The organism is Georgenia sp. Z1491, from assembly GCF_057652395.1.
Genome location: NZ_CM172729.1, coordinates 2,362,085 through 2,376,416 on the forward strand (window position 1 = coordinate 2,362,085; position 14,332 = coordinate 2,376,416).

Here is a 14,332-nt window from a genome sequence, read left to right on the forward strand (position 1 = left end):
GCGTAGCCGCGCGGCGGGGACGGGCTCAGTCGTCCTCGCTCGCGTTGTACTCCTCGATGGCGGCCTCCCCCTCGTCGCGCACCTCCTGCGGCACGACGTCGAGCGCCGCGTCGACGAGGTCCCACATGGGCTGGTGGTCCCCGGTCGCTGACGAGTCGTACCCCGTTCCGGTGACCTGGGTGATGACGTAGTCGCCACCGGCCCCACCGCTGGAGTGCGAGTCGTCGTACCCGTCCCCCGTGTCGGCGGGGACGCCGAGGGCCTCCCAGGCGGCCATGACCTCCTCGAGGTCGCCGTCCTGCGCGTCGAACGTCTCCGAGAAGAGCGGCTCGTCCTCGTAGCGCGACCCGGCGGTGTAGGTGATGCCGTCGGGGCCCACCGTGACGGTCTCCATCGAGTCGTGCGGCGGCGGGACCGAGCCGGACAGCGAGCGGACCTCGATCGTGAGGTCGTCCGGGTAGTCGGCGGAGGGCCCGTCCGCGGTGGTCGTCTCCTCCCCGTCCGCGGTCGGCTCCTCGGTCGGGGCGACGCTCGGGTCGTCGCACGCGGACACCCCGAGGGTCAGCAGCGCGGCGGCCACGACGGCGGTCAGGCGACGGTGGGCGGTGGGCAGCATCGGGGTGGGTCCTCTCGGCGTGGGCTGGATGCTCGGACGCTACGCCGCCCGGCGATCGGTCCGCGTCGCCGACGTGGGCCCGGGGTACCCCTCACCACCTGGGTACTCGTCCGGCACGGGATGACCGTCCGGCGGGGCGCTGCCGAACACCCGGGCGCAGCGTTATGCCCGGGCGCAGCGGCACGCAGCGACCGGCACGCCGATCCGCCCGCACCCACGAACGCCGACGCCCGGCCCCCGTCAGGGGGCCGGGCGTCGGATGCGATCCGAGGATCGGGAGGCTGCGCTCCGGGTCAGTTGCCCGTGAGCTTCTCCCGCAGAGCGGCCAGGGCCTCGTCGGACGCGAGCGTGCCCCCGGCGTCCTCCTCCGGAGCGTCGGACGAGTAGGAGGCGGCGAGGTCGTCCCCGGCCTCCGAGGCGTCCTCGACGACGTTCTCGCCGGCGGCCTCCGCCGCACGCGAGGCGGCGATCTGCGCCTTGTGGGACTCCCAGCGCGCGTGCGCGGCCGCGTACTCGGCCTCCCACGCCTCGCGCTGGGCCTCGAAGCCCTCGAGCCACTCGTTCGTCTCGGGGTCGAAGCCCTCGGGGTACTTGTAGTTGCCCTGCTCGTCGTAGTCGGTCGCCATGCCGTACAGCGAGGGGTCGAAGTCCTCGGAGTCCGGCTCGACGCCCTCGTTGGCCTGCTTGAGCGAGAGCGAGATGCGGCGACGCTCGAGGTCGATGTCGATGACCTTGACGAAGAGCTCGTCGCCGACCTTCGCGACCTGCTCGGGCACCTCGACGTGGCGCTGCGCCAGCTCGGAGATGTGCACGAGGCCCTCGATGCCGTCCTCGACGCGCACGAACGCACCGAACGGGACGAGCTTGGTGACCTTGCCGGGCACGACCTGGCCGATGGCGTGGGTGCGCGCGAAGGTCTGCCACGGGTCCTCCTGGGTCGCCTTCAGCGACAGGGAGACGCGCTCGCGGTCCATGTCCACGTCGAGCACCTCGACGGTGACCTCCTGGCCCACCTCGACGACCTCGGAGGGGTGGTCGATGTGCTTCCAGGACAGCTCGGAGACGTGCACGAGGCCGTCCACGCCGCCGAGGTCGACGAACGCACCGAAGTTGACGATCGAGGACACGACACCGGGGCGGACCTGCCCCTTCTGCAGCGTGTTGAGGAAGTGCGAACGGACCTCGGACTGGGTCTGCTCGAGCCAGGCGCGGCGGGACAGGACCACGTTGTTGCGGTTCTTGTCCAGCTCGATGATCTTGGCCTCGATCTCCTTGTCCACGTAGGGCTGAAGGTCGCGCACACGACGCATCTCGACCAGGGAGGCCGGCAGGAAGCCGCGCAGGCCGATGTCGACGATCAGGCCGCCCTTGACCACCTCGATGACCTTGCCCGTGACGACGCCGTCCTCGTCCTTGATCTTCTCGATCGAGGACCAGGCGCGCTCGTACTGCGCCCGCTTCTTCGACAGCAGGAGGCGGCCTTCCTTGTCCTCCTTCTGGAGGACCAGCGCCTCGATCTGGTCGCCCACGGCCACGACCTCGTCGGGGTCCACGTCGTGCTTGATCGACAGCTCGCGGGACAGGATGACGCCCTCGGTCTTGTAACCGATGTCGAGGAGGACCTCGTCACGGTCCACCTTGACGATGGTGCCCTCGACGATGTCCCCGTCGTTGAAGTACTTGATGGTCTTGTCGATCTCGGCGAGGAGCTCGTCCTCGGAGCCGATGTCGTTGATCGCGACCTGCGGGGTGGTCGGGGCGGGGGTAGTGGTGGTCATGTAGCGGGAAACTCCGATGCGGACAGGGATACTCGAGCGGACAGGGATTCAATCGGCGACCGGGCGGCTGCGCGCGTGCGCGCGGACAGACGGCGCCGACGAGCAATGGTACCCGCGCCCGCAAGACGGGACAACCACGACGGCGCGGCGGCGCACGCTCGTGGGCCGCGTCACCAGTCGAGCCGGCTCAGGCCCTCCGGGCCGTGCACGACCACCGCGTCGCCCACCGGCTCGAGCGTGCCGTGCACCGGGGTGCGCCACTGCTGCTCGACCCCTCCCGTGGTCGGGTCGACCTCGACGAGGTCCGTCCCGGCGACGACGAGGCTCTCGTCCCGGGCGAGCACGCCGTCGGGACGGACGTCCGTCGCCACCTGGTCGACGACGTGGGAGCGGTCCGGCGCGAGGAGGTGCAGGTCGGGCTCGCCCCGCACGAGGACGTGCTCGCCGTCGACCAGCCCGCCCGGGTCGAGGGTGCCGGCGAACGTCTCGGCGACCCCCGGGTCGAGGAGGACGGAGTCGGTGGCTCCGGCCTCGAGGTCGTACCGCAGGAGTCGCCGGGAGCCGTCGAGGACGAGGGGCATGACACGGGCGTCCGGGTCGAGCGCGGAGGTGGCGGCCAGCCGGTTGTGGGGGTCCGCCCACAGCTCGGTCCCGTCCGTGGCGTACGCGCGGATCCCGGCGCCCGGCTCGTTGCACCACAGGGTGGCGCCGTCGGTGGACAGGCGGGTGCAGGGTGGGGCGATGATCAGCTCGCCCGCCCGGACGTTCAGGACGGCGGTGCGGTCGCCCGCGCCGAACGAGAGCACGTCGTCGGTGACGGGACGCCAACGGGGCCGGTCGAGCATCGCCTCGCCGCGCTCGCCGATCCCTCGGGAGACGATCCGTCGGTCCCCGGCGAGCATCTCCGCGGAGACCTCCGGGCCGAGCTCGACCGACCATCGTGGGCTCAGGTCGGCCGCGTCGTAGCCCTGCAGGACGACGTCGGTCCCGCCGCCCGGCTGGTCGAGCAGGACGAGCGCGTCGCCGTGGACGTAGAGGGACGTGAGGTAGCCGTCGATCTCGGTGGAGGCGGTCGTGTCGCCGGTGGCGGGGTCGAGCAGGTGGGCGGTCCAGCTCGTGCCCAGACCTCCCGGGTCCGTGTCCGTGGCCTCCAGGCAGACGAGGCTTCCGTCCGGCGTCGCGTGGCGGGCGCAGAGGACGTGGCTGAGCTCACGGGACCAGATCGTCTCGCCCGACGCGGGGTCCAGACCGACGAGCTCTGCCTCGAGGGACTCCTCGTCCTGCGCGACGACGGCCCAGCCGCCAGGCGCGCCGAGCACGCCCGCGTCGTCGAAGGAGCCGTCGACGTTGCCCCTGAGCTCGGCGCCGGCGATCCCGGTGAGGTCCGCGACCGCGACCTCCCACAGATCGGGGAAGGTCTCGACGTCCGGCTCGGCATCGGGCGCGGGGGCCACGCTCGGCGTGGTGGCGTCGGGATCGTCGTCGACGAGCTGGACCACGGTGGCGATCGGGACGAGCACGGCGAGGACGGGCACGACGACGAAGAGCGGGCGGAGGCGACGCCGGAGCCACGTGCTGACATGCAGCGAGGGCGGGAGGGATACGGGGTAGCGCGAGGCGTGGGGCGCTCCGGCGCGGAAGCCGGACGGCGCGGTGGGACGCGGCTCCGCTGCGCGGGAGCGCCCGGCGGTGCGGACCGGGTCCGCGGGCCGGTCGGCGCCGCGGTCGTCCGGCTCACGGCTCTCGCGGCCGCGCGGTGCGTCGTCGTCGGGGCGACGCCGTGTGTCCTCGGGGACGATGCCGTAGCCGCCGAGGTAGCCCTCGAGCGGATCGCGGTCCCGACCTCTGGACCGCGGCCGGAATCGACGGTCGGCCATCGGGCGCTACAGCGCGACGATCATGGTGACGAGGCCGATGAGCAGGGGCAGGCCGAGGAAGAGGCCCACATAGACGAGGATCGCGGCGACGGAGGCCTTGTGCGCCCCGCCCCGACCGGCGTCGGTGTCCGCGGGCGCGCGCCCGTAGTCGTTGCGGACGTCCCCGCCGTACGGTCCGGCCGCGTTCTGCCCCGCGCCGCCGTAGGCCTGGCCGGGCCCGTACGCCTGACCCGGACGGTGGGCCGGACCTGACCCGTAGGGCTGGTCGGATCCGTATGCCGGGCCGGATCCGTAGGGCTGGTCGGGGCCGGCGGAGGAACCGTGCCCGTAGGGCTGGTGGCCGCCGGAGAACCGACCGCTGCGGCCGCGCTCGGGGTACACCCCGCGCGCGTCCGGCTCACCGTGCTGGTACGGGTCCTGCTGGTTCCATCCGTATCCGCTGCTCATGACACTCCCTGGGTCGCGGGCGGCCGCCCTGGCAGGACCGTAGTCCCTGCGGCCGAGCCCGTGGGGCCGAACCCCGTGGAGACCTCCCCGCCGTGGGAGCATCGGCCGATGGACGGACGGCCGCAGGCGTGGGCGGGCTACCGGCGGGTCGACGGCGAGGCCGCCGCGCGCGCGAACGCGACCGCGTGGTCGGCGGATGCTCAGGGCTACCTCGCGGAGCACGGCGCCACCCTCGGCGCGGCCGATCACGTGTGGGGCCCCGAGGGGCTGCGGGAGGCCGACGCTTGCCTGCTCGGCGACACCGCGACGCTGCGCGACCGGATCGTCGTCGAGGTGGGTGCCGGGGCGGCCCAGTGCTCGCGCTGGTTGGTCACGCAGGGCGTGCGGGCGCTGGCGACGGACGTCGCGCAGGGGATGCTGGACGCCGCCGCAGCGCTCGACCGGGCCACCGGGATCCGCACGCCGATGCTAGTGGCCGACGCCCGCGCCCTCCCCCTGCCGGACGCCTGCGCCGACGCCGTGTTCACCTCGTTCGGAGCCATCCCGTTCGTCCCCGACGCCCACCGCGTGCACGCCGAGGCCGCGAGGGTCCTGCGACCGGGCGGTCGATGGGTCGCCTCGGTCACGCACCCGGCGCGGTGGATGTTCCCCGACGACCCCACACTGGCCGGCACGACCGTCACGCGCCCCTACTTCGACCGGCGGCCCTACGTCGAGGCCGACGGCGACGCCGTCACGTACGCGGAGTTCCACCGCACCGTCGGGGACCACGTGCGCGACGTCGTGGCGGCCGGGCTCGATCTCGTCGACCTCGTCGAGCCCGAGTGGCCGCCGGGCCGCGAGGTGGTCTGGGGCGGCTGGGGGCCGGAGCGCGGGGCGCTCGTGCCGGGCACGCTCATCCTCGTGGCCGACAAGCCCGGGTAGCGGCCGACGTCGAGAGGCGCCGAGCGTTACCCGGCCCGCGCGCACGGATTCGCGCTCACTCGTCGGGCAGAGAGCCGCTCACTCGTCGATGGAGGGTCAGTGGGCGGCGTCGCGCCAGCTGCGGCCGAGGCCGACGGAGACGTCGAGCGGGACGGAGAGCTCCACCGCCCGGCCCATGGTCTCCCGCACGACCTGCTCCACCTCCTCGCGCTCCCCCGGCGCGATCTCGAGCACGAGCTCGTCGTGGACCTGGAGGAGGACGTCGGAGGCGAGGCCCCGCTCGGCGATCTCCGCGTCGAGCCGGATCATCGCGAGCTTGATGATGTCCGCGGCCGACCCCTGGATCGGGGCGTTGAGGGCGATGCGCTCCGCGAGCTCCCTGCGCTGCCGGTTGTCGGAGGTGAGGTCCGGCAGGTACCGGCGGCGGCCGAGGATCGTCGCCGTGTAGCCGCGCGTGCGCGCCTCGTCCTGGACGCCCCGGAGGTAGTCGCGCACGCCGCCGAACCGTTCGAAGTACCCCTCCATGAGCGACCGGGCCTCGTCGACCTCGACGCCGAGCTGCTGGGACAGGCCGAACGCGCTGAGCCCGTAGGCCAGGCCGTAGCTCATCGCCTTGATGCGTCGGCGCTGCTCCGGGGTCACCGAGCCGACGTCGACGCCGAAGACCCGGGCGGCGACGAACGCGTGCAGGTCCTCCCCGGAGCGGAAGGCCTCGATGAGCGCCTCGTCGCCGGACAGGTGCGCCATGATCCGCATCTCGATCTGGGAGTAGTCCGCCGTCATCAGCGACTCCCCCGCCTCGCTGACCACGAAGGACTGCCGGATGCGCATGCCGTCCTCGCTGCGCACGGGCACGTTCTGCAGGTTGGGGTCCTTCGAGCTGAGCCGACCGGTGGCGGCCACGGTCTGCTGGAAGGTGGTGCGGATCCGGCCGTCGGACTGGACCTCGGCCCGCAGGCCGTCGACCGTCTGGCGGAGCTTGATCTGCTCGCGGTGCCGCAGCAGCGCCACGAGGAACGGGTGCTCGGTCTGCACGAGCAGCCACGCGAGCGCGTCGGCGTTGGTCGTGTACCCGGTCTTCGTCTTCTTCGTCCGCGGCATGTCGAGCTGGTCGAACAGGACCTCCTGCAGCTGCTTGGGGCTGCCGAGGTTGACCTCGCGGCCGATCGCCTCGTAGGCGGCCGCGGCGGCCGCCTCCACCTGCCCGTCGAACTCGCCGGACAGGCCGTCGAGGTACTCGGTGTCGACGGCGATGCCCCGGTCCTCCATCCCCTGCAGGACACGCTGGACGGGGAGCTCGAGGTCGGTGAGCAGGCCGCTCCCGCCGGCCTCCTCGAGCTCGGCGGTCAGCGGCGTGACGAGGGCGAGGGTCGCGTGCGCGCGACGGGCGAGGGACTCCTCCGCCGCTCCCTCCTCCAGCGAGAGGTCCAGCTCGCCCTGGGCCGGGCCCGAACCGGGGTCGAGCTCGAGCCCCAGCCGCTCGGTCGAGAGGTCGGCGAGCTCGAGGTGCCGGGCGTCGGGCCGTGAGATGTACCCGGCGAGGGCCGGGTCGAACGTCACGCCGTCCAGGGTGAGTCCGCTGCCGCGCAGGGCGTGCCAGGCCGCCTTGGCGTCGTGCACCGACTTCGGCTCCGCGGCGTCGGCCAGCCAGGCGCGCAGCGCGGCCTCGTCGGGGCCGGCGACCTCGGTGAGGTCGACGGTGACGGCGTGCGCCTCGTCGTCGGCGATCGCGACCTGCGTCGCCTCCCCCGCGCCCGGTCGGCCCGTGCCCTCGACGAACAGGCCCAGCCGGGCGCCCGCGCGGGCCTCGAGCCAGGCTCCCAGCTCGCCGTCGGCCGGCCGGTCCACGACCAGGACCGGGCCGTCCGCCTCGGGCGCGGTCCCTCCGTCGTCGGGCAGGACGGCGAACAGCCGCGTGCGCAGCTCGGTGAACTCCAGGACGTCGAACAGGCGCGTGAGCTCGCCGCGGTCGGGGTCGGCGGGGGTGAGGTCACCAAGGGCGGCCCCGACGTCGGCGTCGGTGAGCAGGTGGTTGAGCTGCCGGTTGCGCAGCACGTCTGCCAGGTGCGCGCGCAGCGAGTCGCCGGCCTTGCCGGGCACCTCGTCGACCCGGGCGACGATGTTGTCCAGGCCGTCGAACTGGTTGATCCACTTCGCGGCGGTCTTCGGCCCCACCCCGGGCACGCCGGGCAGGTTGTCCGCAGTCTCGCCGGTGAGGGCGGCGATCTCCGGGTACCGGTGCGGCGGGACCCCGTACTTCTCCTCGACGGCCTCCGGCGTCATGCGGGACACCGTCTTCACGCCCTTGATCGGGTACAGCACGCTCACGCGCTCGTCGACGAGCTGGAACGTGTCCCGGTCGCCCGAGACCACGGAGACGGTCATCCCCGCGGCCGAGCCCTCGTGGGCGAGCGTGGCGAGGATGTCGTCGGCCTCGAGGCCGTCCTTCTCCAGCGTGGGGACGCCGGCCGCGCGCAGCACCTCGGCGATGAGGGGGACCTGGCCCTTGAAGGCCTCGGGGGTGACGTCGCGGCCGCCCTTGTAGTCGGCGTAGACCTCGTCCCGGAACGTCGGGGCGTGGGTGTCGAACGCGACGGCGACGTGCGTGGGCCGCTCCTCGGCGATGAGGTTGATGAGCATCGCGACGAACCCGTAGATCGCGTTCGTGCTCTGGCCCGCGGAGTTGACGAACTTCTCGGCCGGCAGCGCGAAGAACGCGCGGAAGGCCATCGAGTGCCCGTCGACGAGCAGGAGGCGCTGGTCGGTGGCCTGGTCGGTGTTCTCGCTCACCCGACCCACCCTAGGACGCGGCGCCGACACCGACGTCACCGCGGCCCTGGCAGGGTGGGTCCGTGCCCGAGCCCCGCGTCCCCGGTTCCCGCCGGCTCGCGTACGCGGCCGGCATGTTCGGGTCGTCGCTCCCGATCAACCTCGTGCGCGGCTCGATCCTCCTGTACTACGTCGACACCCTCGGCATGGACGCGACCGCGTACGGGATCGTCATGGTGGTCTACGCGATCGTCGACGCGATCGACAACCCGCTGTTCGGCCACCTCTCGGACGGCACGCGCACGCGGCTCGGCCGCAGGCGGCCCTGGCTCCTCGTCGCCGTACCGAGCCTCGTGGCCGTGTTCGTCGCCCTGTTCTCCGCCCCGACGTCCCTCGACGGCGCGGCGCTCGTCGCCTGGTTCGCGGTCTTCGTCATCCTCACCGAGGCGGCCGACTCGCTGTACAACGCGAACTACACGGCGCTGCTGCCCGAGCTGTTCCGCACCGAGGCCGAGCGGTCGGTCGTCAACGCCGTGCGGCAGGCCTTCCAGCTCGCGGCGATGGTCGTCTCCGTGGCGCTGACCCCCGCGCTGACGACCCGGTGGCTCGGCAGCGAGCACGGCCCCGAGGGCTTCACGCGGACCGCGGTGCTGCTGGGCGTCGTGGCACTGCTCGTCATGGGCGCGATGGTGCTCTCCGTCCGTGAGGACGCCGCCGTGCAGCACGAGCCGCCCACGAGGTTCCTCCCCGCGATCGGCGGCGTGCTGCGCACCCGCGAGCTGTGGCTGATCGGGGCGACGACCGCGGGGTACGGCGCAGCGCTCGGCCTGCTCATCTCCGGCATCCAGCTGTGGATGCGCTACACGCTGGAGAGGCCCGTCGCGATGACGACCCCGGTGCTCGGCGCCGCGATCCTCACCGCCGCCGCCGTCCTGCCCGCGTGGGCGTGGCTCGTGCGCAGGGTCGGCGCCCCGCGGGCCTGGCGCTGGGCCCTGACCTGGCTGGCCGTCTCGTTCCTCCCGCTGTGGTTCGTCACGTCCGTCCCGCTCGCCGTGGTCGCGGCCGCCGTGGTCGGGGTCGGGTACGGCGGGGTCCTCGCGACGACCGACCTCGTCACGGCCCGGGTCCTCGACCGCGACGCCCGACTGACCGGCCTGCACCGCGAGGGCGTGTTCCTCGGGACGTTCGGCGTGTTCGCCCGCCTCACCGGCGCGCTCGGCGGACTCGCGCTCGCCACGCTCGAGCCGCTGTTCGGCTACGTCTCCGGGGACGACCCCGGCGAGCGGCCCGGGCTGGCGTTCCGCGTCTACACCTGCCTGTACCCCGCGGCCCTCGTCGGTATCGCCGCTGTGGCGGCGCGCTTCGTCCGCGTCGACGACGAGGTGGGCGGTCGGCCCGGCGCCCTCCCCGACGCACCCGGGGTCGTCGACCGCCCCGGCACACGGACCACGCCGGGCGGGCCAGGTCCTCGTGGGACGCTGGACCAGTGACGACTGCGCGACCACGACGACGCACCGGTGTCGGCGTGCTCCGCGTCGTCGGGCCCCCGTACGCCCGCACGGCCGCGAACGTCGTCGCCGTCCTGGCGCTGCTCTCGCTCGGGCTCGCCGCCCTCGTCGACGCGGTCGCCGTCGCGGTGGCGGCTCTCGTCCTCGGGGCCCTCACGCTCGCGCGCGTGCTCGCCGTGCCCGCAGGTCTCCAGGCCCTGCTCGGCGCCACGGCGCTCGTGGCCGCGTGGTCGTCGGCCCTGCTCCTGTACGAGCGGCTGTGGTGGTTGGACATCGCCGTACACCTGACCCTCAACGGCGTGCTCGCCGCAGTCGCCGGGGAGCTCGTGCGCCGCGGCCGGCTCGTGCCGCCCGGCGACGACCCGCGCGGCAGGTGGGGTCTCGCGCTGACCACCACGGCGGTCGGGACGAGCCTCGCCGCGGCCTGGGAGGTCGCGGAGTGGATCGGCCACGCCTACGTCGACCCCACGGTCCACGTCACCCCCGCAGATACCGCGGGCGACCTCGTCGCCGGCGCCGTGGGATCCGCCGTCGCGGGGCTCGTGCTCGCCCGACGCGCCGGGAGCGGCCGGTGACGCCGCCGACCGTGAGCGTGGTGATCCCCGCCCGGAACGACGCCGCGGCGCTCGAGCACTGCCTGCGCGCCCTGGCGAACCAGCGGGAGGCGCCCCTGGAGGTCATCGTCGTCGACAACGCCTCCACCGACGGCACCGCGGCCGTCGCCCGGCGCCACGGCGCGGTGGTCGTGGCGGAGGACCGGATCGGGATCCCACCCGCCGCCGCCACCGGCTACGACGCCGCCCGGGGGGACGTCGTCGCGCGGCTGGACGCCGACTCGCGTCCCGGCCCCGGATGGGTCTCGCGGGTCGCGCACGTGATGGGGACGAGGCAGGTGGCCGCCGTCACCGGCGTCGGCAGCTTCTACGGGCTGGGCAGGGCCGGGGGGCTCGCCGCCGCGGTCTACCTGGCCGCGTACTACGGCCTGTGCCACGCCGCCCTGGGACACCACCCGCTGTGGGGTTCGAGCATGGCCGTGCGCCGCTCGGCGTGGCTGGCGGTCCGCGACCGCGTCCACGACGACGACCCCGAGGTCCACGACGACCTCGACCTCGCCCTCGCGCTGGGCCCGGCGCGGCCCGTCGTGCTGGACCTCTCGCTCCGCGTCGGTGTCTCTGCCCGCAGCCTGGTGGGCGCGGCGCAGCTGAGCCGGCGCCTCCGGCGTGCCTTCCGCACGCTCCGGCTCGGGTGGGCGGACATGCCGCCATGGGAGCGCTGGTCGATGCGGTTCGGGCTGCCGGGGGCCGCGCCCGCCGCTGACGACGACCCGGGCCGGGCACCGGGGCGGGACGACGGCGGCCGCCGTGGCAGTCTGGCACCGTGACCGCCGACCACGCCGACACCCGGCGCCCCGAGGAGCCCGCCCGGACCGACCACCGCAGCGGCGGCGACGACCTCGCCGAGACCTTCGCCCGACTGTCGGAGTCCGGCCTCGCCGAGCGTATGGGGCTCGAGATGCTGCGCATGGAACGGGGCGACGTCCGGGCCCGCATCCCCGTCGAGGGGAACACCCAGCCGATGGGGCTGCTCCACGGTGGCGCCAGCGCCGCGCTCGCCGAGACCGTCGCCAGCGTCGCGGCCGTGCTCGCGGCGCCGGAGGGACACGCGCCGGTCGGCGTCGACCTCAACGCCACCCACCACCGGGCGGCGCGCACCGGGCACGTCACGGCGCGCGCTTCGGCGGTGCACGAGGGACGCCGGAGCGCCACCTACGGCATCGAGGTGCGTGACGACGACGACCTGCTCGTCTGCACCGCGCGGCTCACCTGCATGTTCATCCCGTACCCGCGCTGAACTCGGCGCCGGCGGGCGGAACGACGAACGCCCGGCACATGCCGGGCGTTCGTCGTCGCGGGTCGGCCGTCAGCCGCGGCCGCCGACCTGCTCGATGACGGCGTCCGCGACCTCGCGCATGGTCAGGCGACGGTCCATGGACGTCTTCTGGATCCAGCGGAACGCCTCGGGCTCCGAGAGACCCATCTTCGTCTGGAGGAGTCCCTTGGCGCGGTCCACGCGCTTGCGCGTCTCGAACTGGTCGACCAGCGAGGCGACCTCGGACTCGAGCGCGATGATCTCCTCGTGCCGGCTCACGGCGATCTCGACGGCGGGCACGAGGTCGGCGGGCGTGAACGGCTTGACGACGTACGCCATCGCGCCGGCCTCGCGGGCGCGCTCCACGAGCTCCTTCTGGGAGAAGGCGGTGAGCATGACGACGGCGCACGTGCGGTCGGCCATGATCTTCTCGGCGGCGGTGATGCCGTCCATCACGGGCATCTTGACGTCCATGACGACGGCGTCGGGCTCGAGCTCGGAGGCCAGGCGGACGGCCTGCTCGCCGTCGGCCGCCTCCCCGACGACCTCGAAGCCCGCGTCGCGGAGCGTCTCGACGATGTCGAGCCTGATGAGCGTCTCGTCCTCGGCGACGACGACGCGGCGGCCGTCTCGCTCGGTCTCCTCGACCGCCTCGGGGGCGGAGGTGAGGAGGTCCGAGAGGTCAGGCTCGGTGGTCGTGGGGTCCGCCGAGGCGTCGTCGCCTGCGGAGCTGTCGGTCGTGGTCACCCGTACAGCCTAGGACACGGCGGGATCACGGGGCGATCCGCGTGCATGTGAGCCGTGCCGCGCGGCGCGCGTGCGCGATGGTGCTCCCGGCGGGACTCGAACCCGCACGCCTCGCGGCGCCGCATTTTGAGTGCGGTGTGTCTGCCGATTCCACCACGGGAGCGGGCGTCCCCGCGCCGTGAGGGCGCGGGGACGGAACACATCATGCCCTGAACCGGCGGGCCGCCGTCGTCGTGCCGGGCGGCCCGGCCGGTGCCGGACGTCACTCTCAGGAGGAGCGGTACCGCTCACCGATCCGGTGGACGCGGATGGAGTTCGTGCTGCCGACCTTCTGCGGCGGCATGCCGGCCACGACGACGACCGGGTCGCCGTTGCCGGCCAGCCCGTTGTCCCGCAGGAACGTGTCGACCTGGTCGACCATCTCGTCGGTGTGCTTGACCGCGTCGACCTGGTAGGGCTGCACGCCCCAGGAGAGCGCGAGCCGGTTGCGGGTCTCGGCCGACGGCGTGAACGCCAGCAGCGGGATCGGGGAGCGCAGCCGGGACATCCTGCGCGCGGTGTCGCCGGACTGGGTGAACGTCGCGAGGTAGGTGACGTCCAGCGTGGCGGCGATCTCCGCCGCCGCCCGGGTCAGGACGCCCGAGCGGGTGGCGGGCGTCGAGCCGAGCGGCGCGATCCGCTCGCCGCCGTGCTCCTCGGTGTGCTCGACGACCCGGGCCATGGTGCGGACGGCCTCGATGGCGTACTTCCCCACCGAGGTCTCCCCCGAGAGCATGACCGCGTCGGCCCCGTCGAGGACGGCGTTCGCGCAGTCGGAGGCCTCGGCCCGGGTGGGGCGCGGGTTGGTGATCATCGACTCGAGCACCTGGGTGGCGACGATGACCGGCTTCGCACGGCGCCGCGCGATCTCGATCGCCCGCTTCTGCACGAGCGGCACGTCCTCCAGCGGCAGCTCGACGCCGAGGTCGCCGCGCGCGACCATGATGCCGTCGAAGACGTCGACGATCTCCTCGAGGGCGTCGACGGCCTGCGGCTTCTCGATCTTGGCGACGACGGGCAGCCGGCGGCCGACCTCGTCCATGATGTCGTGGACCATCTGGATGTCCTCGGCGCTGCGCACGAAGGACAGGGCGATGAAGTCGACCGGCAGTCCGAGCGCCCAGCGCAGGTCCTCGGTGTCCTTGTCCGACATGGCGGGCACGGACACCGCGACGCCGGGCAGGTTGAGGCCCTTGTGGTTGGAGACCGGGCCGCCGACCTCGACCCGCGTGACGACGCGTGGCCCGTCGACCTCCACCACGCGCACCGCGACCTTGCCGTCGTCGATGAGGATCCGGTCGCCGGGGTGGCAGTCGCCCGGGAGCCCCTTGTAGGTGGTCGAGGCGAGGTCCTTCGTGCCCTCGACCTCCTCGGTGGTGATGGTGAACGTGGCGCCGTCCGCGAGCTGGACCTCGCGGTCGGCGAACGTGCCGAGCCGGATCTTGGGGCCCTGGAGGTCGACGAGGACGGCGACCGGACGCCCGGCCGCGTCGGCGGCGGCGCGCACGCGGTGGATCACCTGCTCGTGCTCCTCGGCGAGGCCGTGGCTGCGGTTGATGCGGGCGACGTCCATGCCCGCGTCGACCAGCTCCTGGATCTTCTCGGGACTGTCGGTGGCCGGTCCGAGGGTGCAGACGATCTTTGCTCTACGCATGGCTCACAGCCTAGTGACTCCGACCGGCCCGCCGCTCTATCGGCCCGGACCGCAGCGGTGGTTGGACGACGTCGCGCCAGCCGGCCGCCCGGGCGCACGGACGT

General features: G+C 73.6%; 12 protein-coding genes and 1 tRNA gene. 5 read left to right on the forward strand and 8 right to left on the reverse strand.

The features are described 5' to 3' along the window. Positions 1–25 precede the first annotated feature (25 nt). The 4 genes from AC24HA_RS10910 to AC24HA_RS10925 all read right to left on the reverse strand — a co-directional run bounded on the left by AC24HA_RS10910 (position 26) and on the right by AC24HA_RS10925 (position 4,718). Complete coding sequence (locus AC24HA_RS10910) at positions 26–616, reverse strand: hypothetical protein (RefSeq protein WP_425709614.1); 591 nt, start codon at positions 614–616, stop codon at positions 26–28. 293 nt (positions 617–909) lie between these two features. Beyond that, a complete protein-coding gene (rpsA, locus tag AC24HA_RS10915) occupies positions 910–2,394 on the reverse strand; it encodes a 30S ribosomal protein S1 (RefSeq protein ID WP_425709613.1) in 1,485 nt (494 codons plus the stop codon). Positions 2,395–2,564: 170 nt separating this feature from the next. Beyond that, entirely contained in the window at positions 2,565–4,271 is a 1,707-nt protein-coding gene (locus tag AC24HA_RS10920) for a PQQ-binding-like beta-propeller repeat protein (RefSeq protein ID WP_425709612.1), read from the reverse strand. 6 nt (positions 4,272–4,277) lie between these two features. Further along, positions 4,278–4,718 carry a hypothetical protein gene (locus tag AC24HA_RS10925; protein ID WP_425709611.1) on the reverse strand — a complete coding sequence of 147 codons (441 nt, stop codon included), beginning with the start codon at positions 4,716–4,718 and terminating at the stop codon, positions 4,278–4,280. Positions 4,719–4,826: 108 nt separating this feature from the next. Between AC24HA_RS10925 and AC24HA_RS10930 the strand changes: the two genes are divergently transcribed. Continuing rightward, positions 4,827–5,642, forward strand: a complete 816-nt coding sequence (locus tag AC24HA_RS10930; protein ID WP_425709610.1) for a class I SAM-dependent methyltransferase — start codon at positions 4,827–4,829, stop codon at positions 5,640–5,642. Positions 5,643–5,738: 96 nt separating this feature from the next. On the opposite strand, the gene polA is transcribed toward AC24HA_RS10930, so the two are convergent. Then, positions 5,739–8,372, reverse strand: coding sequence for a DNA polymerase I (gene polA, locus AC24HA_RS10935; RefSeq protein WP_487563630.1), 2,634 nt, complete (start codon positions 8,370–8,372; stop codon positions 5,739–5,741). A 122-nt stretch (positions 8,373–8,494) separates the two neighbouring features. On the opposite strand from polA, the gene AC24HA_RS10940 reads away from it, so the two are divergent. The 4 genes from AC24HA_RS10940 to AC24HA_RS10955 are packed head-to-tail and all read left to right on the forward strand — an operon-like array spanning position 8,495 to position 11,770. After that, positions 8,495–9,901, forward strand: coding sequence for an MFS transporter (locus tag AC24HA_RS10940; protein WP_425709608.1), 1,407 nt, complete (start codon positions 8,495–8,497; stop codon positions 9,899–9,901). Continuing rightward, on the forward strand, positions 9,898–10,494 hold the full coding sequence (locus tag AC24HA_RS10945; protein ID WP_425709607.1) for a DUF2238 domain-containing protein: 597 nt from the start codon (positions 9,898–9,900) through the stop codon (positions 10,492–10,494). Before AC24HA_RS10940 ends, AC24HA_RS10945 begins: the two co-directional genes overlap by 4 nt. Beyond that, on the forward strand, positions 10,491–11,300 hold the full coding sequence (locus AC24HA_RS10950; RefSeq protein WP_425709606.1) for a glycosyltransferase family 2 protein: 810 nt from the start codon (positions 10,491–10,493) through the stop codon (positions 11,298–11,300). The genes AC24HA_RS10945 and AC24HA_RS10950 overlap by 4 nt, the downstream gene beginning before the upstream one ends. After that, positions 11,297–11,770 carry a PaaI family thioesterase gene (locus AC24HA_RS10955; protein WP_425709605.1) on the forward strand — a complete coding sequence of 158 codons (474 nt, stop codon included), beginning with the start codon at positions 11,297–11,299 and terminating at the stop codon, positions 11,768–11,770. The genes AC24HA_RS10950 and AC24HA_RS10955 overlap by 4 nt, the downstream gene beginning before the upstream one ends. Before the next feature lie 69 nt (positions 11,771–11,839). Here AC24HA_RS10955 and AC24HA_RS10960 read toward each other — a convergent pair whose 3' ends face one another. From AC24HA_RS10960 to pyk, 3 genes are all read right to left on the reverse strand, one after another. Beyond that, on the reverse strand, positions 11,840–12,535 hold the full coding sequence (locus tag AC24HA_RS10960) for an ANTAR domain-containing response regulator (protein ID WP_425709604.1): 696 nt from the start codon (positions 12,533–12,535) through the stop codon (positions 11,840–11,842). A 78-nt stretch (positions 12,536–12,613) separates the two neighbouring features. Continuing rightward, a tRNA-Leu gene (locus AC24HA_RS10965) sits at positions 12,614–12,698 on the reverse strand. 105 nt (positions 12,699–12,803) lie between these two features. Next, positions 12,804–14,228: a pyruvate kinase gene (gene pyk, locus AC24HA_RS10970; RefSeq protein ID WP_425709603.1), complete on the reverse strand. Its 1,425-nt coding sequence runs from the start codon at positions 14,226–14,228 to the stop codon at positions 12,804–12,806. Between the last annotated feature and the right edge of the window lie 104 nt (positions 14,229–14,332).